Annotated in this window: 21 protein-coding genes; 10 read left to right on the top strand and 11 right to left on the bottom strand. The window is 66.2% G+C overall.

Annotation, left to right across the window (positions count from 1 at the left end):
* Positions 1 to 26 precede the first annotated feature (26 nt).
* Positions 27 to 215: a CPXCG motif-containing cysteine-rich protein gene (locus A39O_RS0104920; protein WP_020503594.1), complete on the bottom strand. Its 189-nt coding sequence runs from the start codon at positions 213 to 215 to the stop codon at positions 27 to 29.
* A gap of 137 nt (positions 216 to 352) precedes the next feature.
* Between A39O_RS0104920 and A39O_RS0104915 the strand changes: the two genes are divergently transcribed.
* Positions 353 to 1,189, top strand: a complete 837-nt coding sequence (locus A39O_RS0104915; protein WP_040527165.1) for a sulfurtransferase — start codon at positions 353 to 355, stop codon at positions 1,187 to 1,189.
* Positions 1,190 to 2,020: 831 nt separating this feature from the next.
* Positions 2,021 to 2,617 carry a sce7726 family protein gene (locus A39O_RS37820; protein WP_083924523.1) on the top strand — a complete coding sequence of 199 codons (597 nt, stop codon included), beginning with the start codon at positions 2,021 to 2,023 and terminating at the stop codon, positions 2,615 to 2,617.
* Here A39O_RS37820 and A39O_RS0104900 read toward each other — a convergent pair.
* The 7 genes from A39O_RS0104900 to A39O_RS0104875 form a co-directional block, all read right to left on the bottom strand.
* Positions 2,571 to 3,659, bottom strand: coding sequence for a beta family protein (locus A39O_RS0104900; RefSeq protein ID WP_157639647.1), 1,089 nt, complete (start codon positions 3,657 to 3,659; stop codon positions 2,571 to 2,573). The two genes, A39O_RS37820 and A39O_RS0104900, sit on opposite strands and share 47 nt — an antisense overlap.
* Positions 3,646 to 4,923, bottom strand: a complete 1,278-nt coding sequence (locus A39O_RS0104895) for a helix-turn-helix domain-containing protein (RefSeq protein ID WP_020503589.1) — start codon at positions 4,921 to 4,923, stop codon at positions 3,646 to 3,648. The genes A39O_RS0104900 and A39O_RS0104895 overlap by 14 nt, the downstream gene beginning before the upstream one ends.
* On the bottom strand, positions 4,920 to 5,435 hold the full coding sequence (locus A39O_RS37815; RefSeq protein WP_245561774.1) for a DUF6932 family protein: 516 nt from the start codon (positions 5,433 to 5,435) through the stop codon (positions 4,920 to 4,922). The genes A39O_RS0104895 and A39O_RS37815 overlap by 4 nt, the downstream gene beginning before the upstream one ends.
* A gap of 386 nt (positions 5,436 to 5,821) precedes the next feature.
* Positions 5,822 to 6,817, bottom strand: coding sequence for a DNA-binding protein (locus tag A39O_RS0104885; protein WP_157639645.1), 996 nt, complete (start codon positions 6,815 to 6,817; stop codon positions 5,822 to 5,824).
* Positions 6,814 to 7,077, bottom strand: a complete 264-nt coding sequence (locus A39O_RS41590; RefSeq protein WP_169338401.1) for a hypothetical protein — start codon at positions 7,075 to 7,077, stop codon at positions 6,814 to 6,816. Before A39O_RS41590 ends, A39O_RS0104885 begins: the two co-directional genes overlap by 4 nt.
* Before the next feature lie 53 nt (positions 7,078 to 7,130).
* Complete coding sequence (locus A39O_RS0104880; RefSeq protein WP_026199172.1) at positions 7,131 to 8,141, bottom strand: helicase-related protein; 1,011 nt, start codon at positions 8,139 to 8,141, stop codon at positions 7,131 to 7,133.
* 37 nt (positions 8,142 to 8,178) lie between these two features.
* Entirely contained in the window at positions 8,179 to 11,190 is a 3,012-nt protein-coding gene (locus A39O_RS0104875) for a Tn3 family transposase (RefSeq protein ID WP_020503586.1), read from the bottom strand.
* Between the two features lie 168 nt (positions 11,191 to 11,358).
* Between A39O_RS0104875 and A39O_RS0104870 the strand changes: the two genes are divergently transcribed.
* Positions 11,359 to 11,946: a recombinase family protein gene (locus A39O_RS0104870; RefSeq protein WP_020503585.1), complete on the top strand. Its 588-nt coding sequence runs from the start codon at positions 11,359 to 11,361 to the stop codon at positions 11,944 to 11,946.
* A gap of 32 nt (positions 11,947 to 11,978) precedes the next feature.
* On the opposite strand, the gene A39O_RS32050 is transcribed toward A39O_RS0104870, so the two are convergent.
* From A39O_RS32050 to A39O_RS0104855, 3 genes are read right to left on the bottom strand one after another with little or no spacing between them, the layout of a single operon-like run.
* Positions 11,979 to 14,084, bottom strand: a complete 2,106-nt coding sequence (locus A39O_RS32050) for an SNF2-related protein (RefSeq protein WP_020503584.1) — start codon at positions 14,082 to 14,084, stop codon at positions 11,979 to 11,981.
* Entirely contained in the window at positions 14,081 to 14,938 is an 858-nt protein-coding gene (locus A39O_RS0104860; protein WP_020503583.1) for a hypothetical protein, read from the bottom strand. Before A39O_RS0104860 ends, A39O_RS32050 begins: the two co-directional genes overlap by 4 nt.
* Positions 14,935 to 15,534: a hypothetical protein gene (locus tag A39O_RS0104855; protein WP_157639643.1), complete on the bottom strand. Its 600-nt coding sequence runs from the start codon at positions 15,532 to 15,534 to the stop codon at positions 14,935 to 14,937. The genes A39O_RS0104860 and A39O_RS0104855 overlap by 4 nt, the downstream gene beginning before the upstream one ends.
* Before the next feature lie 318 nt (positions 15,535 to 15,852).
* Between A39O_RS0104855 and A39O_RS0104850 the strand changes: the two genes are divergently transcribed.
* The 7 genes from A39O_RS0104850 (at position 15,853) to A39O_RS0104820 (ending at position 23,455) form a co-directional block, all read left to right on the top strand.
* The gene (locus A39O_RS0104850) at positions 15,853 to 17,577 is read left to right on the top strand and encodes a PRTRC system ParB family protein (protein WP_020503581.1); all 1,725 of its coding nucleotides are present in this window, start codon (positions 15,853 to 15,855) and stop codon (positions 17,575 to 17,577) included.
* A gap of 30 nt (positions 17,578 to 17,607) precedes the next feature.
* Positions 17,608 to 18,060 carry a PRTRC system protein E gene (locus tag A39O_RS0104845; RefSeq protein ID WP_020503580.1) on the top strand — a complete coding sequence of 151 codons (453 nt, stop codon included), beginning with the start codon at positions 17,608 to 17,610 and terminating at the stop codon, positions 18,058 to 18,060.
* 7 nt (positions 18,061 to 18,067) lie between these two features.
* Positions 18,068 to 18,859: a PRTRC system ThiF family protein gene (locus A39O_RS32045; RefSeq protein ID WP_051088762.1), complete on the top strand. Its 792-nt coding sequence runs from the start codon at positions 18,068 to 18,070 to the stop codon at positions 18,857 to 18,859.
* 36 nt (positions 18,860 to 18,895) lie between these two features.
* The gene (locus A39O_RS0104835) at positions 18,896 to 19,114 is read left to right on the top strand and encodes a PRTRC system protein C (protein ID WP_020503578.1); all 219 of its coding nucleotides are present in this window, start codon (positions 18,896 to 18,898) and stop codon (positions 19,112 to 19,114) included.
* Between the two features lie 87 nt (positions 19,115 to 19,201).
* A complete protein-coding gene (locus tag A39O_RS0104830; RefSeq protein ID WP_020503577.1) occupies positions 19,202 to 20,452 on the top strand; it encodes a hypothetical protein in 1,251 nt (416 codons plus the stop codon).
* On the top strand, positions 20,439 to 21,182 hold the full coding sequence (locus A39O_RS36215; RefSeq protein ID WP_020503576.1) for a PRTRC system protein B: 744 nt from the start codon (positions 20,439 to 20,441) through the stop codon (positions 21,180 to 21,182). Before A39O_RS0104830 ends, A39O_RS36215 begins: the two co-directional genes overlap by 14 nt.
* 23 nt (positions 21,183 to 21,205) lie before the next feature.
* The gene (locus A39O_RS0104820) at positions 21,206 to 23,455 is read left to right on the top strand and encodes an ATP-dependent helicase (RefSeq protein ID WP_020503575.1); all 2,250 of its coding nucleotides are present in this window, start codon (positions 21,206 to 21,208) and stop codon (positions 23,453 to 23,455) included.
* Positions 23,456 to 23,552 lie beyond the last annotated feature (97 nt).

The following is a 23,552-nucleotide window of genomic DNA, read 5'->3' as shown; positions in this document are numbered from 1 at the left end:
GCCCCAGCAGATTGATCGGCTGACCGTCAATCGTCGTCGCGGCGCGTCGTCAGGGCGAGCAGGTTGCCGCCCCAGTCCACGTCGGCTTGAAACTCGATGGGGCGGCAGCACACGGGGCAGTCCTCAATGTAGCGCTGGCTGCCCGCCGAACAGTCCACCGTGGTCGCAAAGCCCTCACCGCAGTAAAAGCACTCGACCTGCATGTCTTTCAGCATTCAACGGTTCCTCGCGGCTATGGCTCAAGGCCAACTGCGCTTCGTCGCGCTACCCGATGCGCCCGGGCGGATTCGCCAGACGCGCGACGCTCCGGTAGCCTATGTCTCGTCAAGCCCAGCGCACGCCGGAGAAACCCATGCCCCATTACCCGCATCTGATCGATGGCCGCACGCTCGCCTCGGTCCCCGATATCGTCGTATTCGATTGCCGTTTCAACCTCGCCGACCCTGGCTGGGGCGAGCGCGCCTATCGCGAAGGGCATCTGCCCGGCGCCCGCTTTGCCGATCTGGACCGGGATCTGTCCTCGCCCATCGGACCCACTACTGGGCGCCACCCCTTGCCGGACGCCGCGGGGCTGGCGCGCAAACTCGGCAACTGGGGGGTGGACCGGTCGGTGCAAGTCGCGGTCTACGACGATGCCGGCGGCGCCTATGCCGGGCGCCTGTGGTGGCTGTTGCGCTGGCTCGGACACCCGGCGGTGGCGCTGCTCGACGGCGGCCTCCAGGCGTGGTCGGCGATGGGCGGCGAGCTGACCGCCGACCTGCCGCAGCCGCGACGCTTCGAGCCCCAGGCGAACGAAGCCGCCTGGGTGACCAGCGCCGCGCTGGTGGCCGGTCTGGCCGAGAACCGGTTCCAGGTCATCGACGCCCGCGCCCCGGTCCGGTTCCGCGGCGAATCTGAGACCATCGATCCGGTGCCCGGACATATTCCCGGCGCCGTCAATCTCCCGTTGCAGGGCAACCTGACCGCGGACGGGCGGTTCCTGTCGCCAGACCAATTGCGGGCACGCTTTCTCCCCGCACTCGGCGAACGGCCGCCGCACGCGGCGGTCCATGCTTGTGGTTCGGGAGTCAACGCTTGCCATAATGTGTTGGCGATGGAGGTCGCGGGCCTGCCGGGCTCGAAACTCTACACCGGATCTTGGAGCGAATGGATTCGCGACCCGCACCGTCCGGTCGCCAGCGGCGACTAAGCTGCCGGACTTAGCCACGTTTCCGGGCGCACCACCTGGGTCCAGACCCTGGCCGGCGCCGGTTGACCCGCGTCGCCCGATCCTGCTCCGGTCATCGCGTCGGTCGTCGGGTCCTGCCCAGGTTGGCGCGTCTGGGCCACCCTCGGCGTCGCCATCGCCGACCCCGGCGGGCGACGCACCACGGCGGCAGCCGGGTCGGTACGATCAGGGCTGGCGGTCTCGGCGTGCCACCCGCCGATGGTCGTGGTACCGAGCCCGTCCGCAGGGAAGGGCGGCGTTGAACGGACATTGACGGCCAATACCGGACATTCGACCTAAACCACCGATCGCGGTTATCATGCTAGCCGTGGGCCACGGGCGTCCAACTCCCAAACAGCCGGATTTGGCTGGCATTGCACCTATGCGGTGGATCTTCAGCGAAGCGAAAACGACGCCGGGCTTAGAGGATATCCGGAACGGAATATGCTTAAACTGAGAAACCATAAAATTTACAACGCTTAATCTATCAAGCGCCAAAAGCGTCGTATTCTCAGAGTTCAGTGACATATCAATAAATGTCAACCGGTTGTCTTTCATAAGCAATTTCTGAACCGGATTTCCTCTTAGAGATCCCATCGCGAGCCCAGGCGACCATCCCTGGCGCTGGCTGCCAGCCCTAGTCCGGAAGATCGCCCTGTTACAGTGACCGGAAGGGGCGGGCCAGGACGGCGCGGATACCGCTTACGTGGGGCTGGCAAGAACCCGAATTGAATAAACTGCTGCCTAAACCAAAATTGACACTTGGCTCTGCCTGTCATTTCGGAGGATGTGGTGCAGGTACATGTGACCGCCATGGCCAAGACTGAAACCACTGATATTGATATCCGTCTCGCACTTCACGCCCAGCGCTTGCGCCGCGTGAAGGCCCATCCAGACACACTGGTGATCGACGAACTGGGCCTTGCGCACGCCAAGTGTCGTATCGACATAGCCGTGATAAACGGTTGCATTCACGGATACGAGATTAAGAGCGCCAAGGACACGCTTAATCGGCTCAACTCGCAGATCGATATCTGTCGGCAAACGCTGCAGAAGCTCACCATCGTAGCCGCGCCGAAACACGTCTCAGGGATTATGACTCGCGCCCCAGAATGGTGTGGCATCATTGCGGCCGAGCAGGGGCCACGCGGCGGCATTAGCTTCAGCGTGTTACGCAATGCTGTCACCAATCACGAGGTTGATCCGGTGATGATGGCGCACCTTCTCTGGCGTGATGAAGTCATCGACCTGTTGATTCAGATCGGATATGCGCCGCGGGAACTCCGACAGCCCAGAAAACATCTGTACGAAATGCTTTGTAAAGCCATGACTATTCGCGAGATCACGGCCGCGATCCGAACATTTATGGCGCAGCGGCAATCGTGGCGAGATCGTCCAGTACATGCGTGATGTGGTGGTTGATTGCCACCTCCTTCCAGTGCCCCAGATTGCTCGGTCCTTTCTCGTAAATCGCACATTTGGCGATGTAATCGTCACCGTTCGAGTAGCTGGCGCCGTTGAACTTACCCGACGCCACGATTGACGCGCAGTGATCATGCATCTGGGCGCGATTTTGTTGAAATGCCCCGCCCTTACGCACTTCCCATGCGCAAGGGTTCGTGTACACAAGCTTCCCCGCTGGGTTGATCATGCGCATATCCAGCGCCGCCTTGAATTCCGGATGGACGATCGTGAAGTCTCCGTAATTCGGCTGCCGCATGCCGACGGGCATCCGGTCGAGAAGTATACGGTAAAAGAGCCAGTCATGGCGCGGGAGTTGGTCAGCACCCTTGGCAACATCCTTGAAAGACTCCGGAATGGCCGTTCCGATCACCACGAAATTCCGGAAGGCATGGAGGTCGCCGAGCCGTCGCATGGCTGCAATCAGGAGACCCGCGAAGGCAGCATACGGCTCGAAGTTCGGCGCACCAAAATTGATCACCAAGTCAACTTCGTTGAGCGCTACACCGATCGATCCCGCCAATCCACTGATGCGGGTACCGGCATCGGACTTCATCAGGTCTTCAAGGCGGATTTCAACCGCTACGCCGTGACCATCGGTCGCAACGATAGCCCTGACAGAGGCAACAATGCGAGGGGCCGTGTCTAGAGGAATCACCGGAATCGCTTTCGCCTGGAATGCGCGCAGGCCATGGAATACGTAGGCGTGTATATCCCGCCCATCACCCATAGGCTCATTGACGATGCCCGGATGAACGCCGACCCACGCGGGACGCTGGTTCCACTTGGCTTTGAAGCGCGTGGCAAACGGATGGACGTGCTCATGGACGGACTTCTTCGGCTGCCGCGTCTGGAAATCAAACTCCACTTCTGGAATGGTGATGAAGGGGACAACGCGATCCTTAACCGCAGAAGCAAGGCGGAGAAGCGCCTGATACTCGGCTTGCCGCCACCGCAGGGCCGGAATATACATGTTTTTAGTCAAGATCATCGCCCGTCTCCTCAAGCTGCGAGCGCACGTGACCCTGGCCGACCAGATCGCTCAGGATCGTATAGTTTGCGCACTCCTTCCTGATGCGTCCGGCGATGATGCTGGGATCGATTCCGATCGTTTCCGCGTCGATCTTGACTGCCTCTTCGGACAGTGCAAAACGGGAAAGGCACTGATCCCACAGGTCTCCCGGTATCAGCGTATCGAGCGCGAACTTGTCTGCTTCCGTCTCGATTGTGTCCGAATCGCTCGCGCTTTCTTCGTCGAAAAAGTCGAAGCGTAGTCCATCGAACAAATGCCGAAATACATGCCCTAGCTCGTGCATCAACACGAACCAGAAATTGTCAAGCCGGTCATACCTCAGGGTTAGGCCGACGACCGGTATTTCACCAATGGCAAGCATGGCAGCACCGTCGAGATAAGAGCCCGGCAGATGTCGCTCTACAATCAGCACGATCCCTTTCGCGGCAAGCAGATCGCGGGCGCGCTTTGGCCCGTCCTTTCGCTTCGTTAGGCGCACTAGGTCCGGCAGCCATTGATCGTCCAACGTGAACGCGCCGAGCGCGCCTTCCTCAATTTTGTTCCGCGCCCGCTCTAGAACTCGGGCCTGCCACGCGAGCAGCGCATATTCGTTCGGCACATTCCCGCTTCGCATCTTCTTGCGATGAAAGGCTGTCGCCAATTGCGGTCCAGCCGCTTGTAGGAAATACTCCTTGACCTTGTCGATCGGATTCCCGCCGCGTGGCACGGTGAACCACTTGCGCTTGATCATCTCCTTGTAGGGGAGTTGCCCCCAAACGATATCGTCGGCATCTCCCCATGCGAACACTGATCCGCCAGCCTGCTTAGGTCCCTCGAAAGTTCCTGACGTTCTTACGCCAAGGGCGTGCGACACCTCAATCAGTCGCGCGAGGCTCGCGCCCATGTAGTTGGTCGCCTCGTAACGCTGCACCTGCTGCGGTTTCATGTTCAGCTTTTCGGCAAGGTCCGTCTGGCTCATGCCGAAAGCAATCCGGGCTTGCACCAGTACGCGCGGCAGATCCTCGAGCGCGTAGGTTTTCGAAAAAGAGACCTGCCCAGATTTTAGGAGAGAGTATTCGGCGATTTCCGCTTCGATATCAGCGATCTGGCTCTTGAGCGCCTCGATTTCCGCCTGCTTGAGCCAGGGCTGATGCGACGCGCGGTCTCTTGCGGTAGCGAGCGCGTCCCGCAGCTTGGCTAGTTGCGCGCTTGATACTCCGCATTGCTTATCGCTGTAGATCATGGCTGCACCATTCTCGAAAGAAGCGGATCTGCCGAAAGGGGAATAGAGATGATGCCTTTTTGTTCTCCTGTGAAACGATCCAATTGAAAGAAATCCAAGAACGTCTGCCCGACATCCGCGCACATCATCGAAGAAGGGAAGAACTCGCCCTTAAACGCTGCCTTCTGAGCCGCCCTACCGTTCGCAAATTGCAGAAACAAGGGATCAAGCCTACCCGGATCGACGCCGGATGGGTCCCAGCACGCATCGAAATCACCGGGCTTTTGCTTGCCCGATACATAGCTCCCATCGAGATAAACTGTCTGGCATCCAGCCGCCCGGAGGCGGCCAGAGGCATCAACAAGTCCATCGAAGAGTTCCTGTCGCCAGGCATTGGTAGCGAAGGCTGTCGCAACGTCATCAAGGCTTGCCTGGTGTATCCCTGGAGGCAAGACCAGCCATGGAGAACTCGGCAATGTGACAAGTGCTGGAATCATGCTCGCAACAATAATGTTGTAGCGGCGGAATTGCAAGTCGCCAGTTTGTACCCAGCCAAGCGGAGTGCCGCACGGAGGGAATCTGACCTCCGATGTTCGAGTCGACGCCGAGGATCAGATATGCGCTCTCGCCTCGGCCTCCTGGTCGCGTCCGGACTTTGTCGGGCGATCCTGATGGCGAAGGCCCATTTCCGAGTGGTTTGCGCAGATCCGTTCAAGCCCTCCGGAACCCCCAGCAGCCAAGTATTTTGCCCGCTTACGGGTCAAAAAAATATTCGCAAAAGCAAGAAAATGGCAAAACCTATGCAAGCCGACCCGTGCAGGTCGGTCGGCCCAGGCGGACCAGATAGGCCACAGAGGCAGCCTCTGGGGATTGTCGCTTAACGTCCGTTATGGGTCGAAAGTGAACCTGCACGGCAAAATCAGCCTTGGCGAGCGGCGCCTCGCGCACGCTCATCATCGTCGATCCCGGACTGCACCTTCCGAAGGTCCTGCCGCAAGCGTTGCGCCTCCAGGGTTAGGGCCTTTTTCTCCTCGGTCAGCGCCGTTTCCCGGGCACGGGCCGCCGCCACTGCCGCCTGATGCTCGGCGAGGCGGCTGAGCCAGTGCTGGGTATCCGCGTCGCGCGCCTGCTGTTCCGCCTGGACCGTGGCCGTGAGTGCGGCGAGTTGGCCGTCGCGCTCGGACAGCGAGCCGCGCAACTGTTCCGCCAACGCCTGTTCGGCTACAAGGTCCGCCCGTGCCTGCGCCGCAGCGTCCCTGGCGACCGCCTCCGCGCGCTCCAGCAACTCGGCCCGCGCCGTCGCGACCTCCTGCTCCACCTGGAGCCGGGCGATGCGCTCTTGGGCCGCCTTGAGGCTTTCCGCCGACGCGGCGATAACCCGCTCGGAGTGGTCCCGCTGGCGGGACTGGTCCTCGCCCTGTGCGCGTGCCTGAGCCAGGGCTTCGGTCGTCTCTTGGAGGGCCTCGGTACGGGCGGCAAGGCTGGTGCCGGCCAGTTCCAAAGCGTCCTGCGTTTCCAGCAGTATCGTGCCCCGGCTGTTCAGTTCGGCGGCCAGGTGCTCGATCTCGGTGCTGGCCGCGTCGCGTTCGCCAGCGACCGCCGCGACCTGGGCGTCCAGTGCGGAGACCTGGGCCTCAAGCGCCGTCTTCGTGTCGAACCATTGCTCGCCGGCCAGCCGGCACGCCTGGTCCCAGACTTCGACTACTTGGGTGCGCAGCGCCTCGGGAATACCGGGGATCTGAAAGCGCCGGGCGGCCTCGTCGAGCCAGTCGTCGATCCCGGCGCCGATCGCCTGCTGGGAGCCCTTACCACCCAGTCCCTCGCGGACGGCGGCGATCGTCGGGCGCTTGCCGGCGGCGGCGAGGGTACAGGCGGTCTGGAAGGCGCGTTGGCGGGTCGCTCCGTGGGCGCTCATGGTGCGTCCGGTGGGCGCTTGCACGCGCCAACGGCGCCGATGCCAACGCGCTCGACGATCGAACTCACCGCTCCATGGACGGACCATGCGCCCGTCCATGCCTCCCCCGGCCGATGCACCAGACGATCGAGCCAGATTCGGGTGACTTCGCCGTCCGGGTTCCGATCAAGCCCCAGGACCTGCGCCACGATGGGCGCGGAATGCCCGGAGCGGCGGATGGTGACTGACCCGTCACCAATGACAACCTCAATATCGCTCATCATCTCCCCCTATGCCGCCAGTCGGTCCCGGACTTCATGGGTCCGGCACCCCATCAGCCCCGCCAAGTCCGCGACGAACCGCCCCAGGATCGTATCGAGATGCTGGAACTCGACGCCATCCAACGCCGGGGTGCCCCAATCCAGTCCGGCGCTGATGGCATCGCGCTTTGCGCCACCATCTGCCCTTGGTAGTCGTCGATCGACCCGCGCAAGTGGACGAACTCGGTGGTCACGGGCCGGGTCTGCTGGGGCCGCAGCACCCGGCCTTCGGCCTGGTCCTCGGTCTTGGCGGTCCAGGAGCGGGTGAGGAACAGCACCCGATCGGCCTCCGGGATGTTCAGCCCCTTCTGGGCAACCCCCAGACTCGCCAACAGCACCGGGGCGGAGCCGGCGCGGAAGCGCGTGTTCAGTTCTCGCACCCGCTCAGCGATCGGCTTGCCGCCATGGATGGTCACCTGCTCAATGCCACGCCCATCCAACTCCCGTCCGATGACCTCCAGCAACTCGGGCCATTCGGCGTAGGCGATGACCTTGTGGCCGTCCTCCACCAGACCCGCTAACCGGTCCACCACGTACCGCTGTTTGCTGGTGAGCCCGCCGTCGTAGACGAACGGGGACTTGTCCGAGCGCCGCTGCGGGATGGCCGCCGCGATCTGCACCGCCTGGATACGCGCCAGCAGGGCGATCAGGTTGCGTTCGCGGGAGTTGGCCTGGCCCTTCATGTACCACTGGCGGAAGTCCTCCGCGACCCGCAGGTAATGGGCCAAGTGCGTCGGGTCCCAGTCCAGGGTGACCACATGGCGCTCCGGTACCGGGATCTGGAAGTGCCGCGCCACCTGCGGCTCCTGGGCCACGCGCCGCTTGACGTGGTGGGCGAGGGCCGCCCGGTAGGTCGACAGGTTGCGCAACGTCGGGACTTCCCGCTTGGCGCCGGTGGTCATGTCGTCCTTGAACGCATTGGTCACCCACTCGAAGGTAACGAACTGCTCGCGCACCTGATCGACCCCGGGTACGCAGCCGCGGGTCGATTGCCGCAGCGCCGGGTCCAGATACCAACGGTGCATCCCGTACACGGGGTCTGACAATCATTGGAACGAAAACTTACGCTAAGGACCAGTCATCGTCCTCCGGCCCCCGGAGCGGTCGCATCCCGCCGCGGGCGACCTGCTCGGACAGCAAGAACGCATAGCGGCCCAAGACATTGATATGATGGGTTGACAGTGGGGACAGGCGGGCCACATCTTCCGGCCGGACCGCGTAGCCCTCGGCGCGCAACTGCTCCAGGGCGGTGGCCGTGTAGATGGTGTTCCACAGGATAACGGCGTTGACGACCAGCCCCAGGGCGCTCAATTGGTCCTCCTGCCCCTCGCGGTAGCGTTTGCGGATCTCCCCGCGCTGGCCGTGACAGATCTTGCGGGCGACGGCGTGCCGCCCTTCGCCGCGGTTAAGCTGGATCAAGATACGGCGCCGGTAGGTCTCATCGTCCAGGAAGTTCAGCAAGTGGATCGTCTTGGGAATCCGGCCCAGGTCCGCCATGGCCTGGGTCAGACTCGACGGTCGATCGCCTTTGAGGAGCGAGCGCACCAGTTCATCCGCCCGGATCGCGCCCAGTTTGAGGGAGCCGGCCACGCGCAGGATGTCCTCCCACTGCCGGACGACGCGCGACCCGGTGATCCGATGTTTGGCGAGGGCGTTCAGGGCGCCGTAATCGGCGTCCGCATCGAGCCGCCAGAACCGGGCGCCGCCAAGGTCGGCAAGCCGCGGACTGAACTGATAGCCGAGCAGCCAGAAGAGCCCGAAGACGACATCGCTGGCCCCCGCGGTGTCGGTCATGATCTCGGCCGGCTGAAGACAGGTCTGTTGTTCCAGGAGCCCCGCGAGGATGTAGATCGAGTCCCGCAGCGTGCCCGGGATGACCAGACCATGGAACCCGGCGTACTGGTCCGAGGTGAAGTTGTAGTAGGTGATGCCGCGCTCGGCGCCGAAGTATTTCCGGTTAGGTCCCGCGTTGAGGGTCCGCACCGGGGTGACGAAGCGCATCCCATCAGCGGAGGCGACCTCGCCGCCGCCCCACTGCTGGGCCAGCGGATTCGCCGTTTGGCCCTCGACCAGGCAGGCATTGGCCTGGGCGAGCGTGTCGGCACGGATGTAGTTCTGCTGAATCCAACTCAGACGGTTGCGGGTGAGCGCTGGATTGTCCTCGCGCACCAGCGGCTCCAGGCCGATGTTGCAGGCCTCGGCCAAGAGCACGGCACACACGCTGGTCGGCAGGTCGCTGATCCGGGCCTGGGCCTCGCTGACATGGGTGAAGGCGGAGGCGAACCCGGTACGCAACTGCATCTCCAGGAGGATTTCCGGCAGATCCACCCGTGGTAACAGGCGGTTCACGCGGGCACGCAGGTCAATCAGACTGTCGGGCTCCGGGATGTGGTCCAGATGGCTCAGGGTCAAGGGTCGCGCGGGATGCGCTGGATCGATTCTGACCGCGGTGTTCGTCGGCAGATTCGCCAAGGTGCGTCGATAGGCCGTGTCGAGTTGAGCGCCGAGCTGCGCCAGTGCCTGGTCCGCGTTCACCGGCAGGTTGAGCGAGCGGCAGAGCGGGCCGCGTTGCGCCTCCCACTGCGGACCTTGCAGGAGTTTGGCGCGCGGATCGCCCCAGCGTTCGCTGGGACTGACGTAGAGATCCCGCCGCCGGAGTCCATCTTGCAGGCGCCCCAGGGTGCACAGGGTATAGGCCGGACGCTGCACCTGGTCGTCTTGGTCGATGACCAGCCGGCGCCACGGGGTCGGAATGCACTCGCGCGGTGCCGCCTGGCAATCGGCGTGGCGCTTGCCTTCCAGTGAGCGTAGGAACTGGAGGGCCTCCAGGACGGGCTGACCGCTGGGGGTCGCCTGGAACTGGACCTGACGCAGGACTGCGGGCAGGAACCGCCGGACGCGTTGATAGCGATCAACCAGTTCCTCCTGGTAGTGGTCATCGGCCGGACGTGCCAGGGTCTCGATGGTCGCCATGGCGCGGCGCAGCCGCTCCTCGGGGATATGCTTCAAGACCACGGTGCGCACCTCCAGGTCCGGATACTGGGGGTCGAGCAGCAGGACGCAGGCCTCGCGCAGCGCCAGGGCCGCCTGGTCCAGGTCCCGCACGGTGCGCAACCGCTGCTGCTGGCCTAAGCGCTCGGCCTGGGCGGTGATGTCGGTGATCAGCAGGTCCAGTACATCCAGGGCATCATCGAGCGCCGTGACTTCGTAGACCGCCACGAACGCCAACAGGGTGGCCAGGCGCCGCGGTGGCTGCATGCGGGCGATGATCGGTGCCCAGGCGGTCGCCGCCGTTCGCGCCAAGAGTTTGATGCGCGCCGGCGGCAAGCCGGTCAGGTCCAGCGTGCCGATGCCCAGCGCCTGCAGTTCGCGATGCCGCTGCAGCGCGCCGATCAAGGCCGGCGCACTGACGCGCGTAGGGCCGCGGCGCAACCGGTCCAGGTGACTGTAACGCGACCCCTCGGGAACCAGCAGCAAGGCCTCGAGCCGCTCCTGCTGCGCCGCCGAGGGTAAGGCGCAGAGTCGCCGCCACAGGCGGCTGGCCGAGCGGTCACGGACGCGGGCGACCAGGCGGGTCAGGGTCGTGACACCGGGCAACAACACCTTGCGTTCGATCAGCCAGGCGGTGGCCAGGTCGAACAGCAGGCTTGGGCGCTCCTCGCTCAGCCAGGCCCGCAGGAACAGCCAGCGACCGAGCCGAAAGGACCAGGGCGGTTCACCGAAGTCGCGGTAACCGTAGGCCGCACGGATCTCGGCGCGGTGCGCGTGGCGGGTCGGCTCGCGCTCCAGGTAGCGCGACAGACAGCCGACCTCGGTGATGCCCAGTTGCCGGGCTACATGCTCGACCACGGGGGGCGGCACCGCGACGGGGTTGGGCAGGAAGCTGCCGAGAAACCGCACCGTCAGCAGTTGCAGGGCGAAGCCGAGCCGATTGGCATCGCCGCGGTGCTGGCCGATCAGGTCGCGGTCGGTGTCATCGAGGTGGAAGAAGCGCGCCAACTGGGCGGCGGAGACCGCCTCCGGGTAACGGCCATAGCGGCGCTGCTGCGCCTCGGTCAGAAAATCGACGGGCACCGGGGCGTCTCAACAAACGACCGTTTGATGAGACGGCCAGAAACGTCCCACGCGAACCGCGAAACAGGCCCGATTTTGTCGCATCTGTCCGTCTCATGAATCAAAGTCTCAGTTAGCCATCTGTATCATAGGAAAGCAAGACAAAGCTCCGGCACCCGAGGATCGAAGATGGCAAAGTTAGTTGGCTACGCGCGGGTCAGTACCGAGGACCAGGAGGTTGCGTTGCAGCGCGATGCCCTGCAAACCGCGGGTTGCCGCCCCGAGTGGATCTTCGTCGACAAGGTTTCTGGAGCCCGCACCCAGCGCCCCGGACTGGACGCCTGCCTGGGCGCGCTGGAGGCCGGTGACACGCTGGTGGTGTGGCGGCTCGACCGGCTGGGCCGCTCCATGCCGCACTTGGTGGTCCTGATCCAGGACCTACTGGGCAAGGGGATCGCCTTCCGGTCCCTGTGCGATGGTGCGATCGACACCACCAGTGCCTCGGGCGAGCTGATCTTTCACATTTTCTCGGCGCTGGCCCAGTTCGAGCGGCGGCTGATTCAGGAGCGGACCAAGGCGGGACTCACGGCGGCCCGGACGCGCGGGCGTAAGGGTGGGCGCCGACCGATGACGAGCGACGATCCGCGGGTGAAGACCGCGCAGCGGATGTACGCCGGCCGGGCACTCAGCGTGAAGCAGATCTGCAAGACGCTGGCGATCTCGCGAGCGACGTTCTACCGCTATCTGGCCGTCGCGGCAGGGCCGGGGAGTCCTTAGCGTAAGTTTTCGTTCCAATGATTGTCAGACCCCTACACCTGAGCGGCGGTCGCATCGCCCCCGGTGAAGGCGAGCACCGCGAAGGCATCGCGCGGATAGTTCCCGAGCGGCGTCCCGGACAACGCATAGCGCCGCTTGGCCGCGAGCTTCCACAAGGCGGCAGTCTGGGCGGTGCCTTTGTTGCGCAACAGGTCCCCCTCGTCGGCGACCAGACAGCCGATGCGGTGCCGCAGGCGGCTTGCGTAGGTCCGCCGCTGGTGAGCACCGTGGATCGGCCCACGCAGCCGGTGGTAGCTGATCACATTAATCCGCCGCAGGGTGTCCAGGTCCCGCGGGCTCTGGATGACCTGCCAATCCGCGGCCGGGATCGGGAGCCTGGCCAGTTCGGTGCGCAGTTCGTCGATCAGGTACGCCTCGGTGCAGATCAGCCCGGCCGTGCAGCCGGACAGCAGGATCAGCCCGGCCGCCAGCCGCGCCTTGCCGAGCCCGACCGCCCAGGCGGCGACGGCACCGCGGGTCATCGACAACTCCAGCAGGTCATCGAACTGGTAATCCCAGGACAGGAACCCATCCAGACCCAGGGCTTGCCCGCGGCGGCGCAGTTCGGCCGCCCGCTCGGGGAAGGCCGTCAGCCGTCCGGGATGGACCGTCTCCCACCGATCCTGCGCCTGTCCGGTGACGACCGCGAAGCGGCGGTTGAGTTCTTCTGCCGCCAAGGCGAAGTCACGTCCGCCGACCCGGTACCGGTAGGACCCGGCGCCATCGGGCGCAAAGGCGACCTCCGCCCCCGCCGGGATGACCGGCGAGCCCCAGGTTTCAGGGTCCACCAGGTGCAGGGTACGCGCCTTGCCGACGAGCGCCCCGGTCGGGCCGTGCGCCCGGTCGGCCTTGACCAGGACGGTATGGCGGAAGGGGGTCCGCTCGATGCGCAGGCGGCGGACGCGCTTGCGCAGGTATTGCAGCAATCCGGGGTCGACCTCCAGGTCGGCACCCGCGGCGCGGATCAGGTCGCACAGAGCCTCAAGGGACGCCAGGGGGTCTTCCTGGATCAGGTGAACCTCGATATCCAGCGCACCCTGACCGGTGGACTTCACCCCCTTGGGGTAGCGGTGGCCCGCGATGCCGGTCGGGGTGAGCCGCTCACCCAGGATCGCGTTGCGGACCTTGGCCTCGATCAGACCGCAGGCAAAGCCCAGGGTCAGCTTGCGCCCCGAGTGGCCGAGTCGGACCTTGGGGTTGCCCGTGACCGGGCGGGTGATGGTCGGTCCGTCATCGACAATCCCGGTCTCGCGCAGCCGGGGGGTGAGGCTGCGTGTGGTGCGGCACGACAGCCCCAGGTCCGGCGCCAGGGTCAGGGCGTCGTCCAGCGTCTCGACGCGGACCTCGGCACCGGGCGCCCGTGGGTCCTTGGCGAAGAACAGCACCGACACCCGCACGTCGGCCCCCTGCGCGCGGAAGCACCAGGCCGGGGCGTGGAAGGCCGCCACCAGTCGCGGCCAGGACCCGGAGTCGGTAAGCACGGTGTCGGCGTAGGACCGGGGAAGGACGGCAGCCACCACGTCGGCCGCCGCCAGTGCTTGCTGCACGGCGTAGGCGTGCGACAGAGCCGAGGTCTCCGGCCCGAAGCGCCCATAGTGCGTGGCCGGGCCGGCAACCAGGGTCGGGGCCTCCAGGTGGAGCGAAAAGGGTGGGTTGATCAGGGCGACCCCGAAGCCCGTCGGGTCGATCTGCTCCATGCCCACGGTTGAGAAGTGGCACTGGAACCCGGCTGCTTTGGCAGCTTCGCCGAGCGCCGTCACGCTGGGACCGTGAACATCGGTTCCGGCCAGCGTGTGGCGGGCCGGATCGGCGAACTGAAGCAGGGCACCGGTGCCGCAACTGGTGTCGATCAGGGGTACCCGGACGCCGGTACCGTCGCTGGCCAGGGCGCGCGCCAGGGCAGGGGAGACCATGCGCCAGATCCACGCGGCGAGGGGGTCAGGGGTGAAGAACTGACCCAGGTGCGCCAAGCGCGCCGCGTGCAGTCCAGCGAGCGACCCCGGACGCTGCGCCAGGCTACCGAGCGAGGCCAGACCGCGCAGGGCCGAGCGCCAGTCCGGGGCGCGCGTCTCCGCCGGGAGGGGTGCGGGCGGGGTCACGCGGCCTCCTGGGCATTAGCGGGTTCGGACTGTCGGCCATAGAGGGCCAGGAACAGTTGCAGTTGCGAACCGAGCGCCGCGCCGAAGATAAACTCGAAACGGGTGTAATAGGTGACGATGTGCAGGGCCGGGGCGACCCGGATGCGTTGCCGCGAGATCACGCCGGACGCACGGTCACTCAGTCGGCCTTTCGCCGCGTCGAGCCCGGCCGCGAGCGTGCCGGCGTCCTGCGCCCAGACCGCAAACGTCTGCAGCGCGCCGAGCACGTGCACCAGCGCGTCTTGCTGGCTCCACGAGAGGGGTTTACAGGTGCGCGTCGCGAATGAACTATCGATGTAGACCCGCGTGGACAGGACGATGCCGTCACGGCGGCGCTCCACGCGGGTTCCCGGTTGCAGGTCGAACGCGCCGTCGATGGCGCACGCGGCCTTGCGGTAGGCCAATTCAACGCCCTTACTGCCTCCATACTGCTGTTCCAGTTCGCGCCACACGGCGGCCGGATCGAATCGCTCGGGGGAAAAGACTGCGTCCCGCCCCGCGCGACCCTGGCACGCCTCAGTGACAAAACGGGTCTGGAAGTCCTGATCGGGAATGCTCAGCGCCGGGCATCCGGCGGGAGTGAACGTCTCGTTTGCCAGACGGACCAGGCGGGTGACGATTGCCGCGGCGCGTTGCGTCAGGTCCGTCCAGGACTCATAGATATCTTTGGAAAAGGTCTGCTGAGAAAGCTCCGTGATCGCCAGTTCGCTGGCCTCACGTTGAGCGAGCGCATTGGATCGCGCAGCGAATGCCTGTCGGGCGGCGACATAGTCGCGCCAGAGTTCGGCGTAGACCTGGCCAGGATTCGTATTCATGCGGCAGTCTCCAGGAACTTCATCGATAGAGGCAAGTCGAGTTGCTGCGCGGTCGCAACGGCAGGCGGCTTGCCCAGCGCGGCCTCAATGGCTGGCTGATTCGGGAAGAACACTTTGTCCGCCAGGGACCGCGGGCAGCCCATATAGAGCCCATCGTTGTGGTTGTAGGTGGGCCATTCGCCGGCCTGGTGCCACGGGAGCGACCCAATACGGCGCCATCGATACTCGGTACAGCGTCCGTCCAGGACGCTGGAGCGCACGATCACGCGCCACTCGTTCTCCCCGATCACTGCCGGCGCTGAGCCGAACAGCGCGTCATTGGGCAATGCCGGCTCCGCTTTCCAGGGATTGCGGGGCAATGTCCGGGCGGCCACGGCCTGCAGCAACTGCGCTTGAATAGCGGCCAGCACCTTGGGCTTGGTCTGCTCGAAAGCCACCAGGAAACCCGCTTTCAATAGCACTTCGCGCAGGACATTGACCGGAAGGCACACTAACGCATCGAGTGCCCCCTTGAGATGACCGTCGGTGATGGACGCTGAAAAGCGTTCAACCGGTGTCGCGGGTCGTGGTGTGCCGCTCATATCAGCCGCTGCCATAAAGAAGGAAGAAATCCATGGGGGGTAGCCTAGCAAGGGTGACGGAAAACGTAAAGCGGAGAGTAATAAATAAATATCACTCTTGACGAAATAAAGCGGCTGGCTATAATGGCACCGATAGCGGATTGATGGCTGGCAATAGGACCAGTCGAAAATTAACTTGCAGCGCGTGGAGCAGAAGCCAGTAGGCGCGGGGGATGGCCGCAATGAAACGGTGCCAATAAGCGCATCCGTTGCTTGAGAAAGCGCAAACGCCGTGAATCACAACCGTGGAACACGTCAAAGCCACGAATCATCGAAAGACCGACAGGGGCCGTTATGCATACCCAACCCGTCATCCCACAAGCCGCCGTGGCGATACCGTCCGCCGAGGACGGTCAACTCGCCTGGTTGCCCGTCAGCGTGATTGCGCCCCGTGCGGGGCATAATCCCCGGCGTCATTTCGACGCGGCCAGCATGCGTGACCTGGTGGAGTCGATCCGCACCCAGGGCGTGATCCAGCCCATCGTGGTGCGTGCCATCGCCGGTGGGTGCTACCAGATCATCGCCGGGGAACGGCGCTGGCGGGCCGCGCGTGAGGCCGGGCTGGATGAAATCCCCGCGTTCGTCCGCGTGGTCGATGATCTCCAGTCCATGCAAATGTCGATGGTCGAGAACACCCATCGGGACGATCTCGCCCCGAGCGAGGAAGCGCAGAAGGCGCGGGACCTGCTGACCCTGTGCCATGGCGACCGGGACGCGGCCCGCCGTCGACTCGGCTGGAGCGCAGCGAAGCTGGATAGCCGTCTCGCCCTGCTGCATTGCACCCCGGCGGTCCTTGAGGCCCTGGACACCCGTCGTCTCACCCTGGGCCATGGCGAGTTGCTGGCGACCCTGGCGCCCGACACCCAGGACGGCACCCTGCCGCGCCTCCTGGAGCAAGGGATCAGCATCGCCCAACTGCGCGAGCGGATCGGCCAGGTGGCCCGGCCCCTGGGGCAGGCGATCTTCGACCAAGCGGCCTGCCAGGGCTGCCCCCACAACTCCGAGGTGCAGGGCCAACTGTTCGCCACGCATATCGACAGCGGGCAGTGCTCCAACCCGACTTGTTACGGCGAAAAGACCCGGCGGGTCCTGGAAGCCAAGAAGCTGGCCATGACCCAAGCGGTCGCCGCTGTCTGGCTCGACACCGAGCGCGCACCTGACACCTACGCGGTGCTCGAAGCGACCGGCGCACTCGGGGTGGGACCGCAGCAACTCGCCGAAGGGTGCCGGCAGTGCGCCCACTTCGGGGTCCTGATCGGGACCGCGCCAGGGCAGGAAGGGCGGCTCACGGAAGACCTGTGCTTCAACCTGGCCTGCCGGGCCGAGAAGCAGCAGGATTACCGTCGGCTGCGTGAGACCCCGCAGAGTGCGTCGGCCGCGCCGATGACGCAGCGGGCTGCCGCCGTGCCCAAAGCGCCGGCGGCCGAACGCCCGCACGCCGCCGCGACCCCGCAGCGCGTCCAAGACGTGACCGATGCCAAATTACGCACCCTCGCCGCGGACCTGGCCCAGGAGGATGCACGGGTCGCCCGTGCCGTGCGCCTCTACGCCCTGCTGCGGGATGCCGGGTTCACCGATACCGAGAAACTCGGGGTAGCCGCCGTGCCCACCGCGCGGGCGCCGGCCATGACCGCCCTGGTGGCCCTGACCGATGCGCAGTGCATCGCCCTGGAAGCCGCTCTGGTGCGCCACGTCCTGATGGAACGAACCGATGGCGATCTCCCCGGCGCCACGGTGGCGATCCTTGCCACCACCCAGACCGACCTGACGCAACGGTTCCGTGTGGATGAACCGTTCCTGAGGGCGCACCGCAAGGCGGGCCTGGATGCGCTGCTGCGCGAGGCCGGATTCGCTGCCTGGTACGACGCGGCGCATGGCGAAGCCCGGTACGCCCGGCTGATGCAGGGAAAGCTGGACACGATCATTGCCGCGGCCCTGGCCCCGGATGCCTTCGACTGGTCCGGCTTCGTCCCTCAGGTCGTGGTCGGGCGGTTCGAGACCCTGGCCGGACGCGCCTGAATCCCGCCCACAACCCCCTCGGAGACCACAATGGCCCTCTTTGAACACCTTGCCGGCGTCCTGACCGCGGGCGAACGCCTCCGCTTCGAGATCGCCCGCAACCCGGATGGGGGCCTGACAGTGCTGGTGCAGCCGCTCATGATCACGCCGGTGGAGCACCTCGCAGGCGACACGGCGTCCCTGCGCGCAGCGCTGGCGATGCCACTGCGGATCACCGGAAGCGTCGCGGAACTCGATGCCCGGTTGCCCGCGATGCTCGTCACCTATGGCGAGCGCCGGCAGGATGTCGCGATGAAGGTCACTGCATTGGAAACGTTGAAGGAAGCGGGGAAGGCTGGGGCGCGGCTGGTGGAACAGGGCAAGCAAGCGGCTGGGGCCTCAGCGGTTGCTGCGGCCCCGCTGGACCCGACACCGACTTCGGTACCGGCGCCCGTGCTGTCCGCCCCGGCCGTGCCGGTCGACCCCAACAACCTGTTCGCCTGAGTACGCCGTGTTTATCCTACCAAACCATTGGGTTGCGAACCCCATCCGCGTGGTCCTGGCGGGCGCCGGGGGCAGCGGCAGCGAAGTCCTCGACGGGCTGGCGCGGATCGACCGGGCGCTGCGCGCCTTGGGGCATCCGGGGTTCCAGATGTCCGTGTTCGATCCCGATACGGTCTCACCGACCAATACCGTGCGGCAACGCTTCTGGCCGGCGGATGTGGGCCAGAACAAGGCGGAACTGCTGATGCACCGTTACGGAACCTTCGGCGGCCTGGACGGGCGGGGCTATCCCGAGGCACTCACCGTGTCGACCCTCGACGCCATCCCCGGCGTCGACCTGTTGGTGACCTGCGTGGACAAGGCCCGCATCCGCCATGCGATCGGTGCCCATGTTTGGCACCTGGACCCCGACCGCTGGCGGGACACCCTGTGGCTCGACCTCGGCAACGGCGCACGCACCGGCCAGGTCGTCCTCGGCCACCTGGGGGGCTGGATGGGCGATCCGGCCCGCCTGCCCAACGTCTATGACCTGTTCCCGGAACTGGCGCAGGCCGAGCGTCTGGACGCCGACGATACGCCAAGCTGTTCCGCCGCCGAGGCCCTGGCCGCGCAGGACCTGTTCATCAACCGCTGGGTGGCCGTCGCCGCCGGCGATCTGCTGTGGCAGTTGGTGCGCCACGGCACCCTCGGCGTCCATGGCTTCTTCATCCACCCGACCGGCGTGCGCGTCAGCGAATTGGTCATTGACCCCCGCACCTGGGCGAGCTTTGGATGCGTCGCCGCGCGCCCGGCCGCCTGATCCCCAGACTCAAACCCAAACCAGAAGCAGCATCCCATGACCACACCCACCATTGAGACCCCGCTCCGCGTCTTTCGCCTCGGCGCACTGGAACTGGCCGACCCTGACGCCTCCCTGTCCGCCGCGGACGCGCTGGCGCTGTACGCGCCGAACTTCCCGCAGGTCCAGGGGGCGACGCTGGCGGCGCCCGAGTACCGGGCGGACGGGACCCTGGTCTATCCCGTCGAGCGGCCCCTGGTCAAGACCAAGGGATAGGCCGGCTATGCACCCCGGCACGATCACCGCCCGGCTCCGCGCCTGGGCGGAGGACCGCGCAGCGCAACAGGCACAGGAGATCACCCCATGCGGACTCAGGGTCACTACCGATTGGCAACACCGCCGGATCCATCAGATTCTCAGCCGCGCCGCGCACGACCGCCGACGGGGCGGGTTCGACCCCAGGGCGCTGCCGCCGGCCTGAGTCCGCTCGCGTTCCCCCTCCGCGCCGCGGCGGACACCTTCCACGGGGAGGCGGACGCCCGCCGCGCCTATGCCGACTGGCTGGAGCGCGATTGGTATCGGGTCGCAGGGCTTTTGGAATTCACCCTGGAAGCCGGGCTGGTGGACGGCCGGGCCATCGCCGTGGCGCTGGACGCGAACGACGGTGGCGATGCGCGTCCGCTCTATGGACTGGCGGCGACGGCCCTGCAGGCCATCGGCGACCACCTGAACGCCCAGGTCGCGGACCTGGTGGACCCGGCGCTGCACCCGGCGCTGCTGATTGGCGTTGAGCGGTGGGAGGAGGGCGACCGTGCGGGGGTGATCCACATTATGGGCGAGGGCACGGCCCTGGTCTGCACCCGCCTGCCGTTGCTCACACTGCCGCCCGATCTGGCGCGCCTGTGTTATCGGGTGTGCATCCTGATGCGCCAAACCCTGGGGATCGACGTCACCCGCGGCTGGCAGCCGGACCTGTTCTGGGCCGTCGCGGAGCAGTTGGACGCCTTTCTGGCGGTCCCCAAGGCGGTGCGTCACGACCCCGCGGCCTTCCATACCGCCTGCATCGACGAGAGCCGCGCGTGCGGCTGGTTGGAGCGGGGCGCCGCGTCCGTCGCTGACGCCGCGGACCTGGCCACTGCGTTGGCGTCCTGGGTGGACCTGCGCACCCGCTGGGAGGTGTTCGTGAAGCGCCAACAGCGGCGCCGCCCGCTGACCGTCGCGCAGGTGGATGCACAGGCCGTGCGCCTGGTCGCGTCCCTGGAGCACGCCGACGCGCCTCCGGAAAACCTGGCCTGGGCACGCTGGGTCCGGTTGGTGTGTGCCCGGCTCCGGGTCGCGGCGGGACGCTCCCCGGCAGAGCCCACGCCGGAGGACGAGGGTGAATGGGCGCTCGACTGGCTGATCCACGTGGATCCCGCGATGCCCTGGTTCGCTGACGCCCTCCAGGACACCCTCGATCAGGCCGCCCAGGCGGGGGAACGCATGAGTGCCAGCTACCCCTTTGCGGCCGGCGGTGCCCGGTCCATCCTGGACGCCCTGACCAACGCGGTGACGGCGATGGGCCTGATCCTGGCCGCCCCCTCCGGCGATGAGGTTGACCATGTCGCTCATTGACTGCATGGCGCTGCCGAGCATCACCACGGCGCGGCCCACCGGGGCTGTCGTCTTCCACGCCCAGCAGCAGGACCGCGGGGGCGCGATCACCTACCATCCGCTGGACGACGCCGCGGGCGCAACCCGCATCATCCCCGGTCGGCCGCTGACCGTGGCCGACGCCCGCGCCCTGCTGGAAACCCTGCTCGGGGAGCGCACCAGCGACCTGCGGTGGACCCCGCCGAACCTGCTGGCCAGCGGCGACGCAGCCTGGGTCTGGTCGGTGCCTGGGAGGGTGCGCCCCATGTACTTTCGTGGGAAAAAGGACGGGCCGATCCACCTGGACGTGCCGTGGCCGACCCTGGTGTTCGCCGCCACCGATGGCGCCATCCGGCTCGCCGCGATCAAGTCACGCGGCCGGCCGACGGCGCGGACACCGCTGTTCCACGCGCCGCTGTGGAATGTCGATCAGGACGGCCGGGTGTGTCTCGGCAGTGCCACGGTCCCGCCCTTGGACGGTGTCGACGCTCTACCGGGGTACGAGCGCGCGATTTTCGATACCCTGTTCAGTCATGGCAATTTCCGGGGGAACCTGGCCTATCGGCAGGACCGGGGCGAAACCAGCGACCGCGATCATCTGCGATTCTGGCGCGAACTGGCTCGCGCCAAGGCGACCCGCTTTCCGCCCGCGGCCCTGGTGCCCATGGGGCAGCGGCTGGCGGCCTGGCTGGGATTGGAGCGGCGCCCTTAGCGGGTCTGCGAACAGAGCAACCGATGGGTTACACCGACGAACAACTGCGCGCCATCGAGCACACCGGCGGCCACAGCCTGACCTACGCCGTGGCCGGGTCGGGCAAGACCCACATGCTGGTCGGCCGGGTGCTGTTCCTGCTGGAGCAGGGCATCCCGGCGGAACGCATCCGCGTGCTCGCCTTCAACCGCGAAGCGGCGAAGGAATTTCAGACCCGGCTCACGAGCGTGCTGCCGACGCACCGCGCCGCGCCCAAAGTATCCACCTTCCACAGCCTGGGGCTGTCCCTGACCGCGCTGTTCGAGCAGCAGGACCTGCTGCCGCGCCGCCGCCTGGAAGCCAGCGAAGCGGTGGAGAAAAAGCTCGCCCGCGAGGCCGCTCTGGCGGCGCTGAAGGAGGAGGGCAGCGACGAGTACCCCAGCCAGGATGTGTTTGAGGCGTTTCGCGCCTTCATCGGGCTGGTCAAATCGGATCTGCTGTCCGCCGCGGACGCCTTCCGGACCTTTGGCCTGCTGCCGTCGTGCGCCTACTTCGTCCGGGCGTTCACGCTCTTTGAGCAGGCCCGCGAGCGCGCGGGTCTGCGGTTCTTCGCCGACCTGCTGTCGGACCCTGTGGCGGTGATGCGCGCCAACCCTGCGGCGCTCGCGCGGGTCACCAACAAGCTGGACCTGGTGGTGGTCGACGAGTTTCAGGATGTCAGTCGGGTTCAGGTCGAACTGCTGATCCAACTGGTGGGTACCCGTGCCCACCTGAACGCGGTCGGCGATGATTCGCAGTGCATCTACGCCTGGCGCGGGGCGCGACCCGAGATCATGGGGGCTGAGTTCGCGCAGCACTTCCCTGGGGCGACCCGTTACACCCTGTCCCGGACCTTTCGCTTCGGCCACCGGGTGTCGCTGGCCGCGGCCCAGTTGATCGGCCACAACCGCAACCGCATGGATACCCTGTGCGTCTCGGCACCGTCCACGCCCGACACCGGCATCGCGGTGCTGCGTGCCACCTCGGCCGGGGACCAAGCGGCGGTCGTAGCGGCCATCGACGACTGGCGCCGTTCCGGGCGGTCGCTGCGCGAGGTGGCGGTCCTCGCCCGCCTCTGGGCGCAGACCCTGAGCCTGGAACTGGCGCTGCTGGAGCGCGACATCCCCTACGTCAAGGCCAAGGATGACCTGTTCCGGGTTCCTGAGATTGCGGGCCTGTTGGGCTACCTGCGTCTCGCCGCCGGCACCCTGTTCGCTGAACCGCGGGTGCGCGAGATCGTCCGCCACATGCTCACGACCCCGACCTTGTGGCTGACGGCGGCCACGCTGGATGCGTTGACGGATGCGATGGTCCGCGCCCCCGCGCAGGCCCCGGCCCTGCTCATGGAGGCCGCCCGCCAGGCCAGGAAGCCCTATCACGCAACGCGGATCAGTGATCGTGCGCAGGTTTGGCACGAGGCCCTGGGATGGGCCGCGTGGCCGGCCGCCGAGGCGCTGCGGTACTACGCCCGCACCACCGATCTGGTCAGCGCGTTCGCCACCTCGGCGACCAGTGAGGCGGCGGCCGAAAAGGAGTTGGCCTATCAAACGCTCCTGGACTGGGCGGTGCGTACCCGCACCACGGTCGGCGAATTCGTCGCCCGCATGGACGCCCTGCGGCAGGCGCGCGAACGCTACGAGGCCGGTGGTGACGCGGTGCTGCTGTCGTCGATTCACCAGGTGAAAGGACGGGAGTTCCCCCTGGTTATCGTCACCGGGCTGGAAGACGGGCTCTTCCCGTCGCGCCGCGCCAGTGCCGAAGAAGAGCGGCGGCTCGCCTATGTGGCGCTGACCCGCGTCCAGGAACAACTGCTGCTGGTCGTACCGCCCGATGAACGCTTCGATGCGGCGTGGCTCGGCATCCCGACGCGGGGTCCCGGTCGGACCAAGAGCGCGGCCAGCCCCTTTGTCTTCGAGGCCAATCTGCGCACCAGCACGGCACTCGGGGAGGCGCTCACTCGCCTGCTGTCCGGCGCCGACCCTGAGGCACCCTTGCCGGAGGCGTCGCTTGAGGCCGCGCCGGTGCTCAACCGGTATCTGGGGGACGTCGGTCTTGAGGAACGCTATCAAGCCCCGGCGCACCCACCCGCGGCCCCGGTGTCCACCGGCGACTGGCGCATCAATGACCGGGTGCGCCATCCGTTTTTTGGTGACGGCCTGGTGGTTGGCCTGCGTGATCAGGACATCCTGGACATCAACTTCGGCGGCACCCAGCGGTCCATCAAGGCGGGCGTCGTGGCCATGGAGCGGGTGTGAGCGCGCGCGAACCGTGCGGGCGCGGTCGCCCACGCGCGCTTCCACGGCGACGCTTGGCGGTCCACGGCGGACCGGTGTATCGCTGCACCGAACATCC

Origin of the sequence: Lamprocystis purpurea DSM 4197, assembly GCF_000379525.1 — a bacterium.
GTDB lineage: Bacteria > Pseudomonadota > Gammaproteobacteria > Chromatiales > Chromatiaceae > Thiodictyon > Thiodictyon purpureum.
Note: the sequence above shows the minus strand (reverse complement) of the source record. Positions and strands in the feature narration are given on the sequence as shown.